Genomic DNA, 26,012 nt, shown 5'->3' with positions numbered 1-26,012 from the left:
ATGACTAACAGCATTATTGAATTTCTCGATCGCCTGAGCAATTTGAATATTAACCTAGAGGCTAATGGCGAACGCTTGCGCTGTCATGCACCTGAAGGGGTGTTAAATCCAATGCTACTTCAGGAAATAACTGGGCGTAAAACAGAAATTATGCTGTTTTTACAGCAAGCAAAGCAGGCTAAGACTTCTCATCAGTTGCCCATTCAAAGAGTGCCACGAGACGGTGAGCTAACACTGTCTTTTGCCCAACAGCGACTCTGGTTTCTGCACCATTTGTCACCCGACAGTCGTTCTTATAATTTCCTGGATGCTCAGAGGCTACATGGGTCGCTGAATATAATTGCACTGGAACAAAGTCTTAATGAACTCATTCGCCGCCATGAAATCTTAAGAACTACTTTTCCTACCGTAGACGGACAACCTGTTCAGGTCATTGCTGCTCCCACTACCTTCACTTTGTCAATCCATAACTTGCAGGGATTGTCAGTCCAGGAGCAAACTGATCGGATTCAACAAATAGCAAAGTCCTTTGCATCCCAGCCCTTTAATCTAGCTGTTGACCCCTTAGTACAATTCACTCTACTCCAACTGAGTAACCAGGAGTATGTACTGCTGTTAAAGATGCACCACATCATCTACGATGGCTGGTCTTTGGACATCTTCAAACGCGAGTTATCTCAGCTGTATGCAGCTTTCGCTCAAAGATTGCCCAACCCACTATCTGAATTACCTATCCAGTATGCTGACTTTGCGGTTTGGCAACGCCAGTGGCTAACAGGCGAAGTCCTGGAACGCCAACTGAATTACTGGCAGCAACAATTAGCAGGTGTCTCTGGCGTACTAGAACTGCCTACTGATAAACCACGTCCCCCAGTGCAGAGTTTCCGGGGTAGAGTTGAGCGTTTTCAACTGGATCGTGACCTCACACAACGCCTCAAGCAGTTGAGCCAAGAGTCAGACGCAACATTGTTTATGACTCTACTGGCCGCTTTTTTGGTCTTGCTCTCTCGTTACAGTGGTCAGTTAGATATTGTTGTTGGCTCCCCGATCGCTAACCGCAACAACAAGAGCATCGAGCAGCTAATAGGTTTTTTTACTAATACCCTAGTATTAAGGGGCGATCTCTCTGGCAACCCCAGCTTTGCTGACTTCTTAGCGCAAGTGCGGCAAACCACATTGTCAGCCTACGCTCACCAAGACTTGCCTTTTGAGATGTTGGTAGAAAAGCTACAGCCAGAACGAGATTTGAGTCGTAATCCCTTGCTACAGGTAATGTTTTCCCTCCATAATACCCTACAGTCTTCTTGGGATTTGCCAGGTTTAACTATCCAGGACATATCCTTGCCAATTGATGAAATGGTCCGGTTTGACCTGGAAGTTCACTACTGGGAAGTTTCAGGATGTCTGGAGGGTATTTGGAATTACAGTGCTGATTTATTTGATGCAACGACAATTACTCGCATAGCCCAACATTTTCAAATTTTACTACGAGCAATTGTTGCCAATCCCAGAGCGCCAATTGCAGAATTACCACTGTTGACGATCGCAGAACGTCATCAATTGTTGGTGGAGTGGAACAACACTGAAGTAGACTATCCTGGTGATAAGTGTATCCATCAGTTGTTTGAGGAGCAGGTAGAGCGCACCCCGGATGCTGTAGCAGTCGTTTTTGAAGATCAACAACTGACTTACCAGCAGCTGAATACTCGTGCAAATCAATTGGCACATTACTTGCGCTCATTAGATGTGGGAGCAGAGGTGCTAGTTGGGTTGTGTGTGGAGCGATCGCTCTCAATGGTGGTAGGACTACTAAGTATTCTCAAGGCGGGTGGTGCTTATGTACCTCTTGACCCAGACTATCCTACTGAGCGTTTGAGCTTTATGGTTGAAGATGCTCAAGTTAGGGTGTTGCTGACTCAGCAGCAGTTAGTAGAATCTTTGCCTAAACATCAGGCGCGTGTCGTTTGCTTAGACACCGATTGGGAAAAAATTGCTCAAAACAATGAGTTAAACCTGGAAAACACCGCAAAACCCGATAACCTGGCTTATGTTATCTACACTTCAGGTTCCACAGGTAAGCCTAAAGGCGTTTTAGTCAACCATGCTAATGTAGTGCGTCTGTTTGCAGCAACAGACTTTTGGTATAAATTTAATTCTAATGATGTGTGGACAATGTTCCACTCTTATGCTTTCGACTTTTCTGTATGGGAAATTTGGGGTGCATTGCTGTATGGTGGACGACTGGTAGTAGTGCCTTATCTGGTGACGCGATCGCCCGAATCCTTCTATGAGTTATTGTGTCAAGAGAAAGTCACAATTCTCAGTCAAACCCCTTCAGCCTTTCGCCAGTTAATTCAAGCGGAACAGTCAGGAATAACTGCTGGCGATTTAAACTTACGCCTAGTAATTTTTGGTGGAGAAGCCTTAGAAATCAAGAGTTTGCAGCCTTGGTTTGAACGCCACGGCGACCAGCAACCCAAATTAGTGAATATGTACGGGATTACGGAAACCACTGTACATGTAACTTATCGTCCATTGAGCAAAGGCGATTTAAGTGGAACCGCAAGTGTAATTGGTCGTCCAATTCCAGACTTACAGGTATATCTGCTAGATGAACATTTACAGCCAGTGCCCATTGGAGTTGCAGGCGAGATGTATGTTGGTGGTGCTGGGGTAACTCGTAGCTATTTGAATCGTCCCGAACTGACCCAACAACGGTTTATCTCTCATCCTTTTAGCAAGAATCCCCAAGCACGACTATATAAAACAGGGGACTTGGCGCGTTATTTGCCCAATGGCGAGTTAGAGTATTTAGGACGCATTGACCAGCAAGTGAAAATTCGCGGCTTCCGCATCGAACTTGGAGAAATCGAGGCGGCGCTAACACAACACTTGGCTGTGGGGGAAACTATTGTAATCGCGCGAGAGGATGATCCTGGCAATAAGCGTCTAGTAGCTTATATTGTCCCTGACCAAAAATATGCTTTTCCAATTTTACAACTTCTTCGTTTTCAAAATAAAAGCCTGTTTAATGAAGGGTTACTCTATAAGTTGCCGAATGCCATGATGGTTGTCCATCTGAATAAAAACGAGACAGAATTCGTCTACAAAGAACTTTGGGAAGAACAGACTTATTTAAAAAATGGCGTCACTATCAATGAAGGGGATTGCATTTTTGATGTGGGTGCCAATATCGGTCTGTTCACACTCTTTGTGGGTCAAATATGTAAAGATGTTTCTATTTACGCATTTGAGCCAATTCCGCCTGTTTTTGACCTACTACGCATAAATACTGAGAACTATGGCTTAAACGTGAAGCTATTTAATCTTGGTCTTTCCAGCGAGACAAAGAGTGATACCTTTACATATTATCCTCAAATTTCCGTCATTTCAGGACGCTTTGCTGATACTGATCAAGAGCGAGAGGTAATTAAATCCTTTTTGCTCAAACAACAAAATATTGTAGAAAATGAGACAGAAATATCTAGTCAGGCAATTGATGAACTGCTAGCAGAAAGATTGCAGAGTCAGCAATTCACTTGCCAGTTAAGAACAATTTCTGATGTGATTGGTGAGTATGGCGTTGAGAAAATCGATTTGCTGAAAATCGACGTGGAGAAAAGTGAGCAGGATGTGCTCTCAGGCATCCAGCAAGAAGATTGGCAAAAGATTAAGCAGATAGTTGTAGAGGTTCATAACATCAATGGCAGGTTGGAGGAGATTACAGCCCTGCTGAAAAAACATGGATACGACCTAACTATTGAGCAGGATGCTTTACTAGAAGATACTGTACTCTACAATATTTATGCTAGACGACCATCCATAAACCAGTCCCTCCCAGAAGACCCTGGTAGCGGGTTAGTCAGTGATTGTGTAAAACCGACCTGGATCAATGTGAGTTCATTACTCAGTGAGGTTCGCCACTGCCTACAAAAGAAGTTACCAGAGTACATGGTACCAAGTGCTTTTGTGCTGCTGGAATCTTTACCCCTGACTCGGAACGGCAAAGTAGACCGCAACGCCCTACCAAAACCAGACTTAGACAGCACACTGCTAGAAAAATATGTCGCCCCACGTACACCGATTGAGGAAATACTGGTACAAATTTGGGCGCAAGTCCTTAAAGTAGAGCGAGTTGGCATTCATGATAATTTCTTTGAATCAGGGGGACACTCGCTACTAGCAACCCAATTGCTCTCACGCATCCGCAACATTTTCAAATTAGAATTACCACTGCATAGTCTGTTTGCAGCAACAACGGTTGCCAAATTCGCACAAGAGATTAAGCAGTTACAACAACAAAATTTAGAACTGTCTACACCACCTATCTTACCAAGGGCAAGTGATGCTGAATTACCACTATCATTTGCTCAACAGCGTTTGTGGTTTTTAGACCAGTTACAGCCTCTCAGCGCCTTTTACAACGTACCTGTAGCTTTGCGTCTAGTCGGAACTCTCGAAGTTGCGGCGCTACAACAAAGCTTACAAGAAATTATTCACCGCCACGAGGCATTACGTACTAACTTCATTAAAGTTGATGGAAAACCAACTCAAGTTATCCAAACACAAGCGAATTGGAAAGTATCAATTGTTGACTTCAAGTATTTATCCACAACTGAACAAGAAATTGCAACACAGAAATTAGCGCAACAACAAGCTATTCAACCTTTTAACCTGGCAACTGAACCATTAGTTAGGGCGACATTAATCGTACTGTCCAAGACAGAACACGCCTTATTAGTGTGTATGCACCACATTGTTTTTGATGGCTGGTCAGTGGGTGTGTTTGTTCAAGAACTAGCAGCGCTGTACAATGCTTACTCTCAAGGTCAGCCGTCACTGTTAGCACCACTGCCGATTCAGTACGCAGATTTCGCAATTTGGCAGCGAAACTGGTTGCAAGGAGATGTTTTACAAAGCCAACTAAGTTACTGGCAACAACAACTAAAAGATGCACCAGCTTTATTGTCCCTACCCACAGACCGACCTAGACCATCTGTGCAGACTGACAACGGGGCATATCAAGAGTTTGCACTCTCAAAGGAGCTAACCAGTGGCTTGACACAACTGAGTCAACAACAAGGGGTGACTTTATTCATGACGCTGTTGGCAGCGTTTGATACTCTACTTTATCGCTACACAGGACAAGAAGATATATTGGTGGGGTCTCCCATTGCTAACCGCGATCGCAGTGAAATAGAAGAGTTAATTGGCTTTTTTGTCAATACCTTAGTCATGCGTACAGATTTGGCAGGCAATCCCAGTTTTAGCGAATTACTGGGTCGTGTTCGAGAAGTAGCATTGTCCGCGTATGCTCATCAGAACTTGCCTTTTGAAATGCTGGTAGAAGCATTGCAGCCAGAACGGGATCTCAGCTATACACCACTATTCCAGGTGATGTTTGCCCTCCAGAATGCGTCCACATCTCAAGTAGAGTTGACTGGGTTGACTGTCACTCCATTGATAACAGAAGGCGCAACGGCAAAGTTTGATTTAAGTTTATTAATGCAGAACACGGCCACTGGGCTGGTGGGTTTTTGGGAGTACAACACTGATTTGTTTGATGCTAGTACCATTGAGCGAATGACTGGTCATTTTGTGACATTACTTGAAGGTATTATTACTAACCCACAGCAGCTAATCTCACAATTCCCACTGTTGACAGCAGTTGAACAACAGCAGTTATTAGTGGAATGGAATGATACTCAAGTAGATTATCCTTCTGATAAGTGTATTCATCAGTTGTTTGAGGAGCAAGTTCAGCGTACACCCGATGCTCTAGCAGTGGTGTTTGAAGATCAACAACTTACTTACCACCAATTGAATTGTCGCGCTAACCAGTTGGCGCACTACCTCAAGTCTTTGGGAGTGGGAGCAGATGTGCTAGTAGGCATTTGTGTGGAACGCTCAATAGAAATGGTGGTGGGACTACTAGGTATTCTGAAGGCGGGTGGGGCTTATGTGCCACTTGACCCGGAGTATCCGACTGAACGTTTGCGCTTTATGCTAGAAGATTCTCAAGTTCCAGTGTTGCTGACCCAGCAGAAACTCCTTGACAGACTTGCCCAACATCAAGCACAGCTTGTTTGTTTGGATACTGATTGGCAGCTGATTTCTCAGTTAAATCAGGATAATCTAATCACGGAGGCACAAACAAATAATTTGGCTTATGTGATTTATACCTCCGGTTCTACAGGTCAACCCAAGGGAGTGCTGATTGCCCATCAAGGATTATTAAATTTGGTGTTCTGGCACAACAGAGCTTTTAACATCACTTCATTAGACAAAGCCACTCAATTAGCAGGAACAGCATTTGATGCTGCGGTATGGGAATTATGGCCTTACCTAACGACAGGAGCAGGTATCTATTTAGTCAAATCTCAGCTTCTTAGCTCGCTAGTGAACCTACGAGACTGGTTAATTTCAAACAAGATTACTATCAGTTTTCTGCCAACACCACTAGCACAGGAGTTATTGTCTTTGCAATGGCCAACTGAAAATTTGGCTTTGCGTTGCATACTGACTGGAGGAGATAAGCTTCATCAGTATCCATCAGATTTAATTCCCTTCCAAGTGGTAAATAACTATGGCCCAACTGAGAATACTGTTGTCACAACTTCTGGATTGGTAGTTGCCAAAGAGCAAGAACAGATATCACCGACCATTGGGCGAGCGATCGCTAATACACAGGTTTACATATTAGATAGCAATCTGCAACCAGTTCCTGTTGGTGTGCCAGGAGAGTTACATATTGCTGGTGTTGGCTTGGCAAAAGGCTATCTCAACCGCCCCGATCTAACAACTGAGAAATTCATCTCTAATCCGTTTGAGGAAGCAGAAGGGAGTAAATTATATAAAACTGGGGATTTAGCACGTTATTTACCGGATGGCAACATAGAATACCTAGGACGCATTGACGATCAGGTAAAAATTCGGGGCTTCCGCATCGAGTTGGCAGAAATAGAAGCATTGCTGGGGCAACATGATGATGTGCAAGTATGTTGTGTCATTGCTCGTGAAGAAACTCCAGGTAATAAGCGCTTGGTCGCCTATGTAGTGCCGCAAAAAGAGGTCACACCCATAACGAACGAACTGCGTCAGTTTCTTTCCGATCAACTGCCTGGGTATATGGTGCCAACTGCTTTTGTGATATTGGAATTCTTACCCCTGACACCCAACGGCAAAGTAAACCGTCGCGCTCTACCTGCTCCAGATTTACAACAGGAGCTATCAGATTATGTAATGCCAAATACAGAAGTAGAAAGAATCATTGCTGGCGTTTGGCAAAAAGCATTGGCAATAGAAAAAGTGGGAATTTACAATAATTTCTTCGAGCTAGGAGGCAATTCGTTACTACTGGTAAAAATTAATCAGCAATTACAAGAAGAACTTGGTTTAGAACTGTCAATAGTTGATATGTTTAATTACCCAACTATATATAATTTGAGCCAATATTTAAATACTAAGTCTCACAAAGAAAATACAATCAAACAAAACACTTCTCGCACTCAATCTCATAATGAAGTTAAAGCTTTAAAAAGCAAACAATTACAATCCAGGCAACAATACCGCTATCAGAAAAAAGGTAGAAAATGACAATAGATTTAGTGCATAACAATAATGAATTTAACGGTTCTGAAATAGCAATAATTGCTGTTGCTGGTAGATTTCCAGGTGCAGAAGATATTGAATCATTTTGGCAGAATTTACGAGATGGTGTAGAATCTATCTCATGGCTAACGGATGAAGAATTGATAAAATCTGGAGTTTCTCTAGATTTACTTAATAATCCTAATTATGTAAAATCTAGTGCTGTTCTATCAGATATTGAATTGTTTGATGCAAACTTCTTTGCTTATAGCGCCAAAGAAGCTGAACTAATAGATCCACAACAACGCCTATATTTAGAATTGGCTTGGGAAGCTACAGAAAAAGCTGGTTATGACCCACAAACCTACAGTGGTTTAATAGGGGTTTATGGTGGTGTAGGTATGAGTAGGTATTTGCTCAACAATCTAATTCCTCATCATCAATTATCAGAAACAATTGACCCTCTCCAATTAGCAATCTCCAATGATAAAGATTTTTTACCGACACGAGTTGCATATAAGCTTAACTTGACTGGGCCAGCAGTAAATGTGCAAACAGCCTGTTCTACTTCTTTGGTTGCTGTTCATGTAGCTTGCCAAGGTCTCTTAAATGGTGAATGTGACGTGGCTTTAGCTGGTGGAGTTACTCTCAGCATTCCCCAAAAAATAGGCTATTTGCATCAAGAGGGAATGATTCTTTCTCCTGATGGACACAGCCGTACTTTTGATGCTAAAGCACAAGGAACGATCGCTAGTAGCGGTGCTGGGATTGTGGTATTAAAAAGATTAAAGGATGCGATCAGCGATCGCGACTACATTCATGCCATTATTAAAGGCTCAGCAATTAATAATGATGGTGCCATGAAAGTGGGCTTCACTGCTCCTAGTGTTAGTGGTCAAGCAGCAGTGATTGGCGAAGCTCAAGCTATAGCTGGTGTAGATGCCGAAACAATCTCCTACATCGAAGCTCATGGTACAGCTACACCTTTAGGAGATCCGATTGAAATTGCAGCTTTAACTCAAGCTTTTAGTCAAAGTACTGATAAAAAAGGTTTCTGCGCTATTGGTTCGTTAAAAACCAACTTAGGACATTTGGATACAGCAGCAGGTGTGGCAGGTTTGATTAAAACTGTATTAGCACTGCAAAATAAAATGCTGCCTCCTAGTTTGCACTTCGAGACACCTAATCCCAAAATTGATTTTGCCAACAGTCCTTTTTATGTCAATACAACCCTGACTGAATGGAAAACAAATAACACCCCTCGCCGTGCTGGGGTTAGTTCTTTTGGTATCGGAGGTACTAATGCTCATGTCATTTTACAAGAAGCACCTTTAGAAATTCAAAATTCAAAATTCAAAATTCAAAATTCAAAAGATGCAATCGAACGTCCTTTACACTTGTTGTGTTTGTCGGCTAAAACTGCAAATGCACTTGAGAAGGTAACAGCTAATTTAATCGCGCATTTAAAAGAGCATCCAGAACTAAACTTAGGTGATGTAGCTTACACCCTCAATAGTGGTCGCCGGGGTTTTAATCATCGACGGATGTTAATTTGTCAAGACTTAGAAGATGCTATAGAGCCAAAACAAGTTTTTACTAATTATACAGAGATTACAGAACGGTCTGTTGTCTTTATGTTTCCCGGTCAAGGTTCCCAGTATGTCAACATGGCGCGGGAAATTTACGAAACCGAAACAGTATTTAAAGAACAAGTTGATTATTGCTCAGAAGTTCTTAAACCTTTACTAGGACTAGATTTACGTCATATTATTTACCCCAGCGAAGAAAATATTGATGAGGTATCAAAGCAACTTCAACAGACAGAAATTGCTCAACCTGCTATTTTTGTAATTGAATACGCCCTAGCTAAATTATGGCAGTCATGGGGAGTGGAGCCACAAGCTGCGATCGGTCATAGTATTGGCGAGTATGTAGCAGCAACTCTAGCAGAAGTTTTTTCCCTAGAAGATGCCTTATCTCTGGTAGCAGCACGCGGACAGATGATGCAGCAACTGCCCACTGGAGCAATGCTTTCAATTCCCCTGCCCGCAGACAAGGTAAAATTCCTATTAGGGCAAGAACTGTCTGTTGCTGCGATTAATCAACCTTCGCAGTGCGTAGTTTCTGGCTCCATAGCAGCAATAGATGCACTACAAAATCAGCTTGCTGCTCAAGGGATTGAATGCCAACCTTTGCATACTTCCCATGCTTTCCATTCCCACATGATGGAACCAATCTTAGAGGCATTTGCGGAACGAGTCAAAAAAGTTACTTTAAATCCCCCCAAACTTCCTTATATCTCCAACCTCACTGGTACTTGGATTACAGTCACACAAGCCACAAATCCTGACTACTACGCTCACCATCTGCGTTCCACAGTGCTGTTTGCCCAAGGTGTCGAGAAATTATTGGCAACACCAGAGCAAGTCTTACTAGAGGTGGGGCCAGGACATACACTAACTACATTAGTTAAAAGGCATCCAGACAAAGCATCTGCACAAACGGTCTTGACTTCGGTACGTCATCCTCAAGAAAAGCAATCCGATACTCGTGTTTTATTCAATACATTAGGTCAACTCTGGTTGACTGGGGTCAAAGTAGATTGGTTTGGATTTTATAGTCAGGAGAAATATTACCGTCTTCCCTTACCGACTTATCCCTTTGAACGCCAACGTTATTGGATTGACCCTCCACAAAAAGCAGCTTGGGGACAGTTGCAAATCTTACCCACAACATCACAATTGTGGACATCGCTTACACAAGCAGGTCAAAAGCAAGCAAGTGTGAGAAATGCAGAATTCAACGAGTTAACATATCAAGAGAATAGACAGTGGTTGGATCGTTTATGTACAGCCTATATCAGCTCTGCATTCAACCAATTAGGGGCTTTTAGTAATCCCCAACAAAAGTATTCTTTAGAGAATTTGTTAGCGCAATGCCATATTTCTCCCCGCTATCAGCAATTGTTGTCTAGATGGTTGCAAATATTGGTGGAACAAGGACAACTACAGCAACATGAGGAGTTATTCACCGAGCTAGTGCCATGTTTGCAAGATTATATTAACGAATACTTAGAAGAAGTCAGAACCAGATTCGCTGCTTCATCTCTAGTAGATTTAGATTTAGTGCAACGCTGTGGTGAAAATTTAGCTGCTATTGTTGTTGGTGAACAAGAACCATTAGAAATTTTCAATGAACTGATTTACCAAAAAGAAAACAACAATTCACATTCAGAATCTACCTTAAATACTTACTACAACTCTATCTTGCGCTCAAGCTTAGAACAGCTAGTCAAGTCATTGCCATCATCCGTTCACCTGAGAGTTCTGGAAATCGGTGGGGGTACTGGTATGTCTACGCAAGCATTATTACCTGTGTTGCCGCCCAAACAAACCAACTATACTTTTACTGATATTGGTAGCGGTTTCCTGACTCAAGCGCAACAGAAGTTTAACGACTATCCATTTGTTGAATATCGATTACTAGACATAGACAAATCCCCAACTGAGCAAGGATTTGAAAAGTACAGCTTTGATGTAGTCATAGCTTCTAATGTATTGCACGCAACTCAGAACATAGATCAAACACTCTACCATGTACGCTCTTTATTAGCTCCTGGCGGCTTCCTATTACTGTGGGAAATAACTCAACCGAAAATAGACTTTGATATTAGTTGGGGTCTGCTGTTGAAACCTTTAGACGATAAAAGGCGCAGCCCAGGTCAGCCTTTTATCATCAAAGAACAGTGGTTTGAAGCATTACGCACTCAGGATTTTGTTCAAGTTGCTGCGTTTCCCGAAACTGAAGCGTTTGAGCATCAAATTATTATGGCTGTTACTTCTGCGTCAGCCGCATTTAGCGCAAAAGCTGGGCAAAAAGAGACTGACTCAAAATCAGAGATTTCATTACAAAGAAAGGCGGATGTTCTTCAGCTAGAAAAATTATCTGCACTCCACTCCAGACCGAGTTTGCCAAATTCATATATAGCTCCCCGTGATGAAACTGAGCAAAAAATTGCCGATATTTGGCAAGAATTATTAGGAATTAAACAGGTGGGAATAGATGATAATTTTTTTGAATTAGGAGGAGATTCATTAATAGCTGTTCAAGTTTTATCCCGATTGCGAAAAGCTTTTTCTATTAAATTAACTGTAGCCAGTTTATTTGAATCTCCCACAATAGCTGAAATAGCACCAAAGCTAGGAAAACAACAATTAAAACAAAATACTAAGACAGTTGCAATTGGTAGGGAAAAAATAGAAATATGAGCAACGTATAAAAGTTTCTCTACAAATATCGAACCTTACAAAATAAGTTGTGATTAGCTTACACATTCTGCTGAATTAGTTGATAATATGAAGGATATGATTCTATGAATCTCAAGCAATTTGTAGTAGAACTCTCTCATCAGGATGTGGAGTTGTGGGTTGAAGGCAATCGCTTGTGCGTTGATGCTCCAGAGGGAGTATTGACACCAGAAACTCGTGACTTATTAACTAAGCATAAAACAGAACTTATCTTGTTGCTGCACCAGGAAAATGCAGACAACAGTACAGATTTACCCCTGATTAAAGCCAAGCGTCCTCAGAACTTACCTCTGTCTTTTGCTCAAGAACGACTCTGGTTATTAAACCAGTTGGAACCAGATAACCCCTTCTACAACGAACAAGTAGCTTTAAAACTTCATGGTAAGTTGAACGTCGTGGCACTAGAGCAAAGCCTCAACAAAATTATCTCTCGCCACGAAGCCTTACGTACCAATTTCCACACCTTCAAGGAACAGCCAGTTCAGGTAATTGCTGAAAGCTTAACCTTAAATTTGTCAGTAGTAGACCTAACAGAGCTACTTGAAAGTGAAAGAGAAATCGCTTGCCAGCAATTAGCTACGGCAGAAGCTATTCGACCCTTTGACCTTACTAACTCTGGTTTAATCCGAGCTTCTGTGCTTAAACTCACAGACTTAGAACACGTCTTGTTACTAACATTTCACCACATTGTTTTCGATGCTTGGTCAATGGGCGTATTGATGCAAGAGTTAGCAACCATTTACTCAGCACTCTGCAATAACTTGCCACCAGAGCTACCAGAGCTACCAATTCAGTATGCCGACTTTGCTATTTGGCAACGGCAATGGTTGCAAACAGAAGTACTACAAACGCAGCTGGATTATTGGAAGCAACTACTCAAAAACGCTCCTACCTTACTAGAATTACCCACAGACAGACCAAGACCAGCCATTCAAACTTTCCAAGGCGCAATCCAAAGTGTCGAATTTTCAGAGGAACTGACTGAAGCGATCGCCAATTTCAGTAGGCAAGAAGGAGCTACACTGTTCATGACGCTGTTCGCGGCATTTGTTACCTTGCTTTATCGCTATACAGGCTCGGATGATATTGTAGTGGGTACGCCTCTTGCTAAACGCGATCGCTTGGAACTTGAAGGGTTAATTGGCTTTTTTGTCAATACTTTAGCACTACGTACCGATTTGTCAGGCAACCCCAGTTTTCAGCAGTTGCTCAGTCGAGTGCGGCAGGTGATGCTGCAAGCTTACACTCATCCAGACCTCCCCTTTGAGGAATTGGTAAAAGCATTGCAGCCACAACGAGACCTCAGCCATACACCACTGTTTCAAGTGATGTTTGTCCTCGAAAATGCGCCCACATCTGAGGTAGAACTGCCTGGACTAACTGTCAGTTCATTCGGTACAGAAAGGACAACTGCCAAGTTTGATTTAACTTTATTCATTAAAAATACTACCTCTGGGCTGATAGCTGCGTGGCAATATAATACAAACTTGTTTGACTCTGGCACGATAGAGCGGATGGCAGGTCATTTTGTGACCTTGCTAGAAGGTGTTATTGCCAACCCACAGCAGCAAATTTCCCAATTGCCCGTGCTGACACAAGTTGAACAACAGCAGTTGTTAGTAAAGTGGAACAATACTCAAGTAGATTATCCCCGTGATAAATCTATCCATCAGTTGTTTGAGGAGCAGTGTTTGAGTACACCCGATGCAGTGGCGGTGGAGTTTGGCAATCAACAACTGACCTACTATAAATTGAACTGTCGTGCTAACCAGTTAGCCCATTATCTAAAGTCTTTAGGAGTGAAAGCCGATGTGCTAGTTGGGTTATGTGTTGAGCGTTCCTTAGAAATGGTCGTAGGACTATTAGGGATTCTTAAGGCAGGCGGGGCTTATGTGCCACTTGATCCAAACTATCCTCAAGAGCGTTTGGCTTTCATGTTAGAAGATGCTCAAGTTTCAGTATTGCTCACCCAGCAGTCACTCGTTGACAGACTACCTCAGCATCAAGCAAAAATTGTTTGCTTAGATACTGACGCTGGACTGTTTTCTCAATTCAGTCAGGAAAATCTTATCTCTAGCGTACAAGTTAATAACTTAGCTTATGTAATTTATACCTCTGGTTCTACAGGTCAACCTAAAGGCGTAGCCCTTAATCAGCTTGCTCTTTGCAATCTGATTCTGTGGCAACTTCAAAATAATACAATTTATACTGGAGCAAAAACCCTACAATTTGCCCCTATTAGCTTTGATGTCTCCTTCCAAGAAATATTCACTACCTGGTTTTCGGGAGGCACATTGTTCTTAATTACAGAGGAACTACGCCGAGATCCAGTAGCTTTGTTAGGTTTCCTCGAAGAAAAAACTGTTGAGAGACTGTTTGTTCCCTTTGTTGTCTTACAGCAACTAGCTGAAGTCGCTGTTGATAGTGAATTAGTTAATAGCCATTTGAGGGAAATTATTACTGCTGGGGAGCAGTTGCAGATTACTCCGGCTATATCTCAACTGTTCAGCAAATTAAATGATTGTACTTTGCACAATCATTATGGGCCATCGGAAACCCATGTAGTCACTACTTTTACACTGACTAATTCAGTGGACACTTGGCCGTTACTTCCTCCGATCGGACAGCCAATTGCCAATACACAAATTCATATTTTAGATAAATATTTACAGCCTGTACCTATTGGTGTGCCAGGAGAGTTATACATTGGTGGTGTCTGTTTGGCACGAGGCTACCTCAACCGTCCAGAGTTAACACAAGAAAAATTTATCTCCAATCCGTTTGAGAAGCTAGGAGAGAGTAAATTATATAAAACTGGGGATTTAGTACGCCATTTACCAGATGGCAATATCGAATACTTAGGACGCATAGACAACCAAGTAAAAATACGTGGTTTCCGCATTGAGTTGGGAGAAGTTGAAGCAGTACTAAGCCAGCATGAAGATGTGGAAGGATGTTGTATCATCCCCCGCGAAGACACTCCCGGTGATAAACGTCTAGTCGCTTACGTAGTAGCACATCAGGACTGTACACCCACAATTAGCGAACTGCGGCAATTCCTCAAAGAAAAGCTGCCAGAGTACATGGTACCGAATGTTTTTGTCATTTTGGAGTCCTTGCCACTAACTCCTAGCGGTAAGGTAGACCGCCGTGCTTTGCCGGAACCAGATTTATACAGCGAAATCACAGGTAAATATGTAGCCCCACGTACTCAGATTGAAGAACTGTTGGCACAAATTTGGGCGCAAGTGCTGAAAGTAGAACCAGTAGGGATTTATGACAACTTCTTTGAATTAGGGGGACACTCCCTACTAGCAACGCAACTAGTTTCACGAATCCGCAACATTTTAAAAGTGGAACTACCATTGCGTGAGTTGTTTGCCACAGCAACACTAGTTGAATTGGCACAAGCAATTGAGCAGTTACAGCAACAGAACTTAGAACTGTCTGCACCACCCATTCTACCAAGAGCCAAGAATACAGACTTACCACTTTCATTTGCTCAACAGCGTTTGTGGTTTTTAGATCAGTTTGAGCCGAACAGCCCCTCGTATAACATTCCTGTGACTTTACGTCTAGTAGGAACTCTTAATGTTGCAGCCTTAGAGCAAAGCTTACAAGAAATTATTTATCGCCACGAAGCGTTACGCACTAATTTCGTCACTGTTGATGGACAACCAACGCAAATTATTAGGGAAGAGGGAACAGGGAAGAGGGAACAGGGGACTATATCAATTGTTGACTTGAAGTATTTATCGACAACCGAACAAGGAAGTGCTTTAGAGCAATTAGCGCAACAACAAGCTATTGAAGCGTTTGACTTGGCCAGTGAACCATTGCTCAGAGCGACATTGCTAGTGCTGTCTCAGACAGAACACGTCTTTTTAGTGTGTATGCACCATGTTGTGTCTGATGCTTGGTCAATAAATGTACTTATCCAAGAACTAGCAACCCTGTACAATGCTTATTCTCAAAGTCAATTCCCATTGTTAGCGCCACTGCCGATTCAGTACGCAGATTTCGCAATTTGGCAAAGAGACTGGTTGCAAGGAGATGTACTGCAAAGCCAATTGATTTACTGGCAACAGCAACTAGCAAACGCACCAGCTTTGTTGTCGTTACCCACAGACCGAACCAGACCTGCTGTACAGACTTTTGCTGGCGCATATCAACAGTTTGCACTATCAATTGAGTTAACTGATAGATTGGTAAAATTGAGCCAGGAGCAAGGAGTTACCTTGTTCATGACGCTGTTGGCAGCTTATGATACTCTACTTTATCGCTACACAGGACAAGAAGATATTTTGGTTGGTTCTCCCATTGCTAACCGTAATCGTAATGAAATTGAGGGGTTAATTGGCTTTTTTGTCAATACCTTAGTCATGCGTACTAACTTGGCAGGTAATCCCAGTTTTAGCGAATTACTGAGTCGTGTTCGAGAAGTAGCTTTAGGAGCTTACGCTCATCAGGACTTGCCTTTTGAAATGCTTGTGGAAGCATTGCAGCCAGAACGGGATCTCAGCCATACCCCACTGTTCCAGGTAATGTTTGTTCTGCAAAATGCGCCCATGTCTGCATTAGAACTGACTGGGTTAACTGTTACTCCATTGATGACAGAAGCCACAACGGCAAAATTTGATCTTACCTTGCTAATGCAGAACACTACTACTTCGGCTACGCTCAGTACAGGTACTGGGTTGGTGGGTGTGTGGGAGTACAACACTGACTTGTTTGATACCAGCACTATCGAGCGAATGACTGGTCATTTTGTCACATTGCTGGAAAGTATTATTACTAACCCGCAGCAGAAAATTTCACAAGTACCCCTGTTGACAGCATCTGAACAACAACAGTTACTTGTTGAGTGGAACAACACTCAAGTAGACTATTCCTCTGATAAATTTATCCATCAGTTGTTTGAGGAGCAAGTTCAGCGCACCCCGGATGCTGTAGCAGTCGTTTTTGAAGATCAACAACTGACTTATCGACAGTTGAATTGTCGCGCTAACCAGTTAGCACATTACTTGCAGTCTTTGGGTGTAAAACCAGATGTGCTGGTAGGGTTGTGTGTAGAGCGATCGCTCTCAATGGTCGTAGGATTATTAGGAATTCTCAAGGTGGGTGGAGCATATCTGCCACTTGATCCAGATTATCCTCAAGAACGTTTGAGCTTTATGCTGGAAGATGCTCAAGTTCCAGTGCTGCTGACACAACAGCAACTCCTTGAAAAGTTACCTCAACATCAAGCGCAGATTGTATGTTTAGATACTGACTGGCAATTTATTTCTCAGTCAAGTCAGGATAATGCGTTAGCGCAGCTTACCGTAGGTATCGCCGATGTGCAATATAGTAACTTGGCTTATGTGATTTACACCTCTGGTTCTACAGGCAGACCCAAAGGGGTGATGATACCACATGGCGCGATCGCCAACCACTGTTGTATTATTCAACAAGCTTACGCACTTGGAAAGAGCGATCGTGTACTCCAGTTTGCCTCAATCAACTTCGATGCCTCATTAGAACAGATATTTCCGACACTAATAGCTGGCGCTACCTTGGTACTCCGAGGCTCAGATGTATGGACTCCGACAAACTTCCAAAAAATAATTTCGGATTTTGGACTGACTGTCGTTAATCTCCCAACAGCCTACTGGCAACAATTGGCTCAAGAGTGGGCCAAAACACAAGTGTTAGATACCAACAGCCAACTGAGACTTGTGATTGTTGGTGGAGATGTAATGTTGCCCGAATATGTTGCGATTTGGCAACAAAGCGCAATGTCTCGTGTTCGTCTGGTCAACGCCTATGGCCCCACAGAGACAACCATCACTGCAACCCTGTTTGAAATTCTTCCCCAGTTGAGTGAAGACATCAATCTGAAAAAAATGCCTATTGGTCGTCCTCTGCCTAACAGGACTGTATATATTCTAGACAGGTATTTACAGCCTGTTCCCATTGGTGTGCCAGGAGAATTGTACATTGGTGGTGTGTGCTTGGCAAAAGGCTACCTCAACCGCCCAGAACTCACCCAAGAAAAATTTATCCCAAATCCCTTTTCTGATGCCACAGAACGCCTTTACAAAACAGGAGACTTGGCACGTTACCTGGCTGATGGTAACATCGAATACCTTGGTCGCATCGATAACCAAGTGAAGATTCGCGGTTTCCGCATCGAACTTGGAGAAATCGAAGCAGCCCTCAATACCCACCCCCAAATCCAACAAGCCGTAGCTATTGTAACAGAGGATATTCCAGGTAACAAACGCTTAGTTGCTTATGTAGTCAAGAGTGATGAATCGCTCACCACCAACCAACTGCGTCAATTCCTCAAGCAACAGCTACCAGAATACATGATTCCCAGTGGCTTTGTCACCTTAGACAACCTACCGTTAACACCCAACGGCGGCAAACTAGACCGCAAAGCATTACCAACACCTGATGGGGAAATTAGCCGGGAACATGAATACGTAGCACCACGTACAGCCATAGAACAAATTTTAACCAATATCTGGCAACAACTGCTGCTCAAAGAAAAAGTCAGCATCCACGACAACTTCTTTGAAATTGGTGGCGACTCCATCCTGAGTATTCAAATAGTTTCTCGTGCCAAAAACTCAGGATTACAAATCACTCCCAAACAAATATTCCAAAACCAAACCATCGCCGAACTTGCCACGGTTGCCAATACAACAGTGAGTGTTGAGTCTAAACAAGGTATAGTGACTGGAGTTGCATCCCTAACACCCATTCAACAAAGGTTCTTTACACAAAATCGCCCAGAAGCCCACCATTATAATCAATCAGTTTTATTGCAGATTCCAAATAATCTGCAAAGTGAATTAATTGAAATAGCCCTGAAAAAATTACTAGAGCATCACGATGCTTTGCGTCTAAAATTCATATCGGTTGCAGCTGAATACAAACAAATAAACCAAGGGTTAGATGACAGGATACCATTTGCCGTAGTAGATTTATCATCAATGCCCAAACGTGAACAGCTGCTAGCTCTAGAAAAAATCGCCGCAGAGTATCAAGCAAGTTTAAACTTGTCAATAGGGCCGATAATGCAAGTGGTGATGTTTAACTTGGGTAATGAAAGTGATGCTAGGTTACTAATTATTATTCATCACCTAGCAGTAGATGGTGTAAGTTGGCGAATTTTATTATCAGACCTACAAAGAATTTATCAACAACTAATTACTCAGGAACCTCCAAAGCTAAGTGCGAAAACAACAGCATTTATTGATTGGTCAGAAAAATTAAACAATTATGCACAGTCAGAAATTATAAAACTTGAGTTAGACTATTGGCTGAACCAAGCTTGGTCTAAGATAACACCACTACCATCAGATTATACTGACATTCAACAAGAAAATACAGTAGGTAGTGCTGCTTGTGTGTCAGTGAAATTAAGTCAAGAAGAAACCCAAACTCTGCTGTTGTCAGTAAACGAAGCTTACAACACACAAATTAACGATATACTGCTAAGTACATTAGTACTTTCAATAGCAGAGTGGACGGGAAATTCAACAGTACTAATTGACTTAGAGGGACATGGCAGAGAAGAACTATTTTCAGATGTAGACTTCTCACGGACGGTAGGTTGGTTTACCAGTTTGTTTCCCGTATTATTGCAATTATCTTCATTAAACCAACGAGGAGAAATAATCAAATCAATTAAAGAACAATTACGAGCAATTCCTAATCGTGGGATAGGCTACGGTATATTGCGTTACTTGTGTAAAAATCCGACTGTTAATGAACAAATAAAGACAATTCCTGCTTCAGAAATTAGTTTTAACTACCTGGGACAATTTGACCAAGTACAATCAGAAACTGGTTGGAAATTTGCGCCTGAATCTACTGGTGCTAGCCAAAGTTTAAAACAAACTCGTGAGCATCTATTGGATATTAATGCTCTGGTAGTAGAAGGTAAATTACTAATTGATTGGACTTACAATAGTCATGTTTATACTCGTGCCACAGTGGAGAAATTGGCACAGAGCTATATTCAATCAATCAGGTCAATAATAGAACATTGTCAGTTAGCAGAGAATAGAGGATATACACCGAGTGATTTTCCAGATGCACAGTTAAATCAATTACAACTGGATGAGTTATTAACTCGGTTCAAAACTAAAAACATTGAATCAATTTATCCACTTTCTCCTTCACAACAGGGAATGCTTTTCGAGACTCTATCTGCTTCTGAGTCCGGGATACATCTTGAGCAGTGCATTTTAAACTTGCAAGAAGAACTAGACTCTTTAGCTTTTGAAAAAGCTTGGCAGCGTGTCGTCGATCGCCACTCGATCTTCAGAACAGCCTTTATTTGGGAAGATCAAGATGAGCCACTTCAAGTTGTACTGAAGGGAGTGGAAATTTCACTGGAGCAGCAAGATTGGCGCGGACTTTCTCTGTCCCAGCAGCAAGAAAAATTAGAAACCTATCTCAGTGCAGACCGGCTGCGTGGTTTCGAGATGACTGAACCACCGCTAATGCGTTTGGCGCTTTTCCAAGTAAGCTCGAATGCCTATCAATTCGTCTGGACTTCTCATCACATTCTTACAGATGGCTGGTGTGTGCCTCTCATTTTCAAGGAGGTTTTCGCATTCTACGAGGCATTCAGCAGAGGTCAAGATTTATCACTGGAACCCAGCTATTCCTACAGAGATTATATCGTTTGGCTAAAACAGCAGGATTTGTCACAGGCAGAGGCATTCTGGCGGGGCAAACTTCAAGGTTTCAAAAGTCCAACTCCATTAGGAATAGAAGCTGAACCTGTTAATTTTTCTGCCCAGGAAGAGCGCTATGGTGAACAAAAAAGCCGCTTGACAGCTTCGGCAACAGCAGCTTTACAGTCTTTGGTGCGGCAACATCACTTGACCTTAAATATTCTAGTTCATGGTGTTTGGGCTTTGCTCTTGAGTCGCTATAGCGGTCTGGAGGATGTGGTATTCGGCGCGACTGTCTCTGGTCGTCCCTCAGAATTGGTAGGGGCTGAATCCATGTTAGGTCTATTCATTAATACCTTACCGATGCGGCTCCAGGTTTCTCCCCAAGCATCACTTTGGTCTTGGCTTAGAGATATCCAGGATCAAAGCTTCATGCAAAGCGATTATGAATACTGCTCTGAAGGACAAATTCACGAATGGAGTGAAGTACCCGGATCATTACCCCTCTACGAGAGTCTTCTGGTTTTCCAAAACCATCCAGTCGATTCATCAGTAAAACAGGTTGCGAACCATGACAAGAATCAATCTCAGGCTCGTTCTATAGGGGCGCAAACGAAATATGCCCTCACCATTCTAGTTAGCCCAAGTTCAGAGTTAGAGTTTCGCATCATCTACAACCGATACCGTTATGACAATCCGGCTATAGCCCTGATTCTGGAAAATTTTCAGGCTTTGTTGAACAGCATTGTTGACCTTCCAGAGCAGTACCTTGAAACACTGATAGAAAGGATTTCAGCAGAGCAAATTCCGCAAGTTAGACCGCCTCACAAATTTGTTCAAAAGGAACTCCAAAAAGGCTTTGACGCACCCCGAAATCTTTGGGAATTTCAACTGCTACAAATTTGGGAAGACATTCTGGGCATTCATCCTGTCAGCATCCAAGATAACTTTTTTGAACTTGGAGGTCATTCTCTTCTAGCTGTTCGTCTCATGACACAGATTCAAAAACATTTCCAGATAAATTTACCTTTAGCTATTTTGTTCCAATATCCCACTATCGAACAACTAGCAAATTTCTTGAGTTCCTCAACAGATCCTTTACCTTGGTCTGCTCTAGTTCCTATCAAAACTAATGGCAGCCAACCACCACTGTTCTGTGTTCACCCTGGTGGGGGAAATGTTATTTGCTATCACCATATTGCTTATTATTTGAGTTCAGAACGACCATTTTATGGATTACAATCTGTTGGCTTAAATCCCGAAAATCAACCTCATACTAGCGTTGAACAAATGGCAACTCACTATATCCAAGAGTTACAAACGGTTCAACCTCATGGCCCTTATTTTCTCTCTGGCTGGTCTTTTGGTGGCTTGGTAGCTTTAGAGATGGCTCAACAACTTTCCCATCAAGGTGAACAAATAGCTCTGTTGGCTCTAATAGATACTAATCCTCCTTGTCTAAGTTATAAAGGACTAATAGACAATGCTTTTCTATTAGTAGAGTTATTCAAAGATCGTTTAGACCTCTGTTTAGAGGAAGTGCGGCAATTAGAGCCAGAGGAACAGATAATTTATGTCAAGGAACAAGCTAAACAGAAAAATGTAGTTATAGAAGGTTTTGACTTTGATCAAGCTCCCCATCTTCTAAAAATTTCCCAGATCAACGGTCAAGCCGTACAAAAATACAAAGGTCAATATTACTCAGGCTCAATTGTTCTATTTAAAGCCAGTGAGACTGATACCGACTTTGAATATTACTGGAAAGAACTGGTGGAACATATAGAAACGGTTGTAGTTCCTGGTAATCATCTAAACATGGTGTCACCACCTCATGTCCAGACCCTAGTTCAAAAACTCGAAAATTTTCTTGAACAAGCAAGAAACCAATCAATAGGCATTTGCTAAAAAACTATGTAGAGACGCTAAATTGATGTCTCTACGTTGTCAGTAAACACCCTTTAAATGTAATGAATTCTATTATGATTGCTAGTTTTAACCAAATTAAATCCCAGGTGTGGAAAAAATAGTAGTAAATCTAGTTGTAAAAGCTTTTAATTTAATTTCAAAAATATGCAAACTCAAGTTGTTCAAGCTAAACCCTCAACAAATGCTTTTTCAGATTTTATTCAATTTTGGCAAGATATAAGAGCGATCGCCGGCCCTTACTGGTATCCAACAAAGCCAGGGGAAAGAGCCTTTTCAGACGTTATTCGCGCCTGGGGAATGCTTATTCTTCTAATATTGCTAATATTCTCCCTTGTCGCTGCAACTACTTATAATAGTTTCATTCATCGCTATTTAATCGATGTCATCATTCAAGAAAAAGATTATTCTAAATTTACTTATACTATATCATTTTATGCTGTTGGACTTGTCTTGATAACGCTTTTAGTAGGATTTACTAAATTTATTAGAAAACAAATTTCTCTTGATTGGTATCAATGGCTCGACAATCATATTTTAAATAAATATTTGAACAATCGTGCTTATTATAAAATCAATTTTAAAGCTGATATTGATAACCCAGATCAACGTTTATCTCAAGAAATTGAACCAATAACCAGTAGTGCCCTCAGTTTTTCAGCTACTTTACTAGAAAAAGCACTGGAAATGGTAACTTTTTTAATAGTTGTCTGGTCAATTTCCCAACAGATAGCTGTTGCTCTGCTTATCTATACAATTATAGGCAACTTTATTGCTGTTTCCTTAAATCGAGAATTAATTAAGATTAATCAAGCAGAACTTGAATCTAAAGCTGATTATAGTTATTGTCTAACTCATGTCCGCAATCACGCTGAGTCAATAGCTTTTTTTCAAGGAGAAAAACAAGAACTGAATATAATTCAACGCAGATTTACTATCCTCATAAAAAATATTAAAGAAAAGATTAATTGGGAAAGAAATCAGGCAATTTTTAATAGAGGATATCGAGGTACTATCGAATTTCTCACGCTCTTAGTACTCGCGCCTTTATTTATTAGAGGTGAAATTGATTTCGGACAAATTGGACAAGCTACTACAGCTTGCTATTTCTTTGCTGGTGCTTTGGAAGAATTAATAGCTGAATTTGGCGTTTCTGGACGATTTTCTAGTTACGTTCAGCGTTTATCTGATTTTTCAGATGCTTTAGAAGCAGTGGCAAAACAACCTGAAAACGTCGGTACTATTAAAACAATAGAAGAGAATTATTTTGCTTTTGAGAACGTCACTTTACAAACGCCAAACTATGAACAGGTAATCGTCGAAAACTTGTCACTAGCTGTTCAACCAGGAGAAGGTTTATTGATTGTTGGGCCAAGTGGTCGAGGTAAAAGTTCTATGTTGAGAGCGATCGCTGGTTTGTGGAATGCAGGAACTGGTCGTTTGGTGCGTCCTCCCCTAAAAGAAGTCTTATTTTTACCCCAACGTCCTTATATAATTCTGGGAACTTTGCGTGAACAGTTGCTTTATCCTAAAACTAATCGTCAATTGACCGACGCAGAACTCAAAGAAGTTTTGCAACAAGTTAACCTGCAAAACTTGCTAAGTCGAGTTGATGGTTTTGATACTGAAGTTCCTTGGGAGAATATATTGTCCTTGGGAGAACAACAACGCCTGGCTTTCGCACGCCTGTTAGTGACTAATCCAAGGTTCACTATATTAGATGAAGCAACAAGTGCCTTAGATTTGAAAAATGAAGGAAATTTATATCAACAGTTACAAGAGACGAAAACGACGTTTATTAGTGTTGGACATCGAGAAAGTTTATTTAATTATCACCATTGGGTTCTGGAACTTTCACAAGATTCTAGTTGGCAACTTATGACTGTGCAAGATTATCGAAATCAACAAACAATAAATATTCAAAGCACGCCTAATAATGAGTCGCAAAGTCAATCACAAATATTGACGGAAACAATCACAAGTGAAGGGCTTTCTCATAAGGTAATAAGTGAATTAACTAACTATTCCATTAGCACTATCAGAAGTAAGGCAAGCAAAGGAGATTCTATCACTACTAGGGACGGCTTGACGTACCGCTATGACAAAAACCCAAGTGTGTTGAAATGGCTGAGAGTTTAGCGGTTAGACAATTTTAGATTTTAGGTCGCACCTTTAGTGCGCTTTCAACACAACTTGGATTTTGAATTGACCCTAGATATAACTCCGAAAGAAATTAGCAGGCGATCGTACTCTTAATAAATCTAAATTATCTAATTTAAACTTCTGGCTGCGTATCTGTTTCGGGTAATTAATAAATTTGACGCAATTGGAAAACTGCACTGGCTGTATCTATTCCCTTTTTTGACTGAATCAGTTAATTCTATCGGCAATCCGAATATTCAAAATTGTCCCTCCCAATTGAATTTACTACGAAAATGGAGAAGGAGAAGCAGCCGAGGGCTGCTTCTCCTTCCCTCTCTAACAATGATTATTATTATGCCTTGGTGATTTTACGGGTTGTGCGATATCGTAACGGGGAACTGGAGGAGCTGGGCGACAACCTGGTTCGGCGCGCCAACAGGCGCGAGGTCGACGGGTTCTTGCAGATGGTAAACGTTACCCTGCGGCGGAAACTGCGCGAGGTTGTCGTTGAGCAGCTTGGCCGTCTTAGTGTTCGACAGCACCAAGGGCGGACCGCCGCCCGGCGGCTTCTCGATTGTCACCTTGAAATCCAGAAATATCGTCTGCCGGAAGGTCGGCGGGAGATTCCCGATGACTTCGAGCAGGCTGAGCGGCGTCACGTCGGTATCGGACTGAGTGAGGACAACCTTGCCCAGCACAGGACTATCAGCCGAGACCTCGAAGCCGATCACCTTTAGCTTGACGCCGCCGAGACCTGCTCCGAGGTTCTGCTCTACTCGCACCTTGATCCCTCCCTTGAAGTCCAGCGTAATGATCCCCAGGACGTCCACTTTCAGGGGCACATTGACCGCGTACATACTACACGGGATCTCCAAACCGATCGGCGGAAGAAGTCCACTTAGCATCATGATGTTAACCTCCAACTTAACTAGAAATGATTTGGTTAATTAGCTTTTTCATCAAGATATATCTCTGATTGGTCTACTAATTGACTATTAGTTTTTTTAAAGACCGTGTTTGTATCATCTAGCGATCGCTATTCAAGATGCAAGGAAAGTTAAGACAGTTAAGACGGCTCATAAATATTTGATATTAACTTAATATATGCTTCATGGCTGCTTCTCATTCATTTATCAATTGGATTTGTCACATTATTGCATTGATGAATCGAATGCGAGATGCTATCCCAGACATCTCAAATTATGAAGATTTCTTATTTTTATCTGCTTAGAGTGATGGAAGAGTGCTAATGATAATCTCAGCGAACCCACCCCTACTTGTTCAATAATGAAATAAAATTGCTATAGTTTGATATTGATTACTCCCGGTTCGCCCATTTTTTTATGAGTTAGGGAAAATAAGCAGTTAAAAGTAT

The 26,012-nt window shown here is 41.8% G+C and carries 5 protein-coding genes; 4 read left to right on the top strand and 1 reads right to left on the bottom strand.

All coding sequences use genetic code 11. The annotated features are described in order from the left end of the window. From HWQ40_RS16325 to HWQ40_RS16310, 4 genes are all read left to right on the top strand, one after another. A complete protein-coding gene (locus tag HWQ40_RS16325) occupies positions 1-7,596 on the top strand; it encodes a non-ribosomal peptide synthetase (RefSeq protein WP_292779568.1) in 7,596 nt (2,531 codons plus the stop codon). After that, entirely contained in the window at positions 7,593-11,858 is a 4,266-nt protein-coding gene (locus HWQ40_RS16320) for a beta-ketoacyl synthase N-terminal-like domain-containing protein (RefSeq protein ID WP_292779566.1), read from the top strand. Before HWQ40_RS16325 ends, HWQ40_RS16320 begins: the two co-directional genes overlap by 4 nt. 104 nt (positions 11,859-11,962) lie before the next feature. After that, positions 11,963-22,477, top strand: a complete 10,515-nt coding sequence (locus HWQ40_RS16315; protein WP_292779564.1) for a non-ribosomal peptide synthetase — start codon at positions 11,963-11,965, stop codon at positions 22,475-22,477. 165 nt (positions 22,478-22,642) lie between these two features. After that, entirely contained in the window at positions 22,643-24,634 is a 1,992-nt protein-coding gene (locus HWQ40_RS16310) for an ATP-binding cassette domain-containing protein (protein ID WP_292779563.1), read from the top strand. A gap of 371 nt (positions 24,635-25,005) precedes the next feature. Here HWQ40_RS16310 and HWQ40_RS16305 read toward each other — a convergent pair whose 3' ends face one another. Beyond that, the gene (locus HWQ40_RS16305; protein WP_292779562.1) at positions 25,006-25,494 is read right to left on the bottom strand and encodes a hypothetical protein; all 489 of its coding nucleotides are present in this window, start codon (positions 25,492-25,494) and stop codon (positions 25,006-25,008) included. Between the last annotated feature and the right edge of the window lie 518 nt (positions 25,495-26,012).

The sequence above is a fragment of the Nostoc sp. NMS9 genome (assembly GCF_017114995.1).
Taxonomy (GTDB): domain Bacteria; phylum Cyanobacteriota; class Cyanobacteriia; order Cyanobacteriales; family Nostocaceae; genus Nostoc.
This window is presented reverse-complemented; position numbering and strand designations above follow the sequence as displayed.

Bases quoted from the DNA above. Each gene is read 5' to 3' on its own strand.
- HWQ40_RS16325 (WP_292779568.1), top strand. From the start codon at position 1: ATGACTAACAGCATTATTGAATTTCTCGATCGCCTGAGCAATTTGAAT.
- HWQ40_RS16320 (WP_292779566.1), top strand. From the start codon at position 7,593: ATGACAATAGATTTAGTGCATAACAATAATGAATTTAACGGTTCTGAA.
- HWQ40_RS16315 (WP_292779564.1), top strand. From the start codon at position 11,963: ATGAATCTCAAGCAATTTGTAGTAGAACTCTCTCATCAGGATGTGGAG.
- HWQ40_RS16310 (WP_292779563.1), top strand. From the start codon at position 22,643: ATGCAAACTCAAGTTGTTCAAGCTAAACCCTCAACAAATGCTTTTTCA.
- HWQ40_RS16305 (WP_292779562.1), bottom strand. From the start codon at position 25,494: ATGTACGCGGTCAATGTGCCCCTGAAAGTGGACGTCCTGGGGATCATT.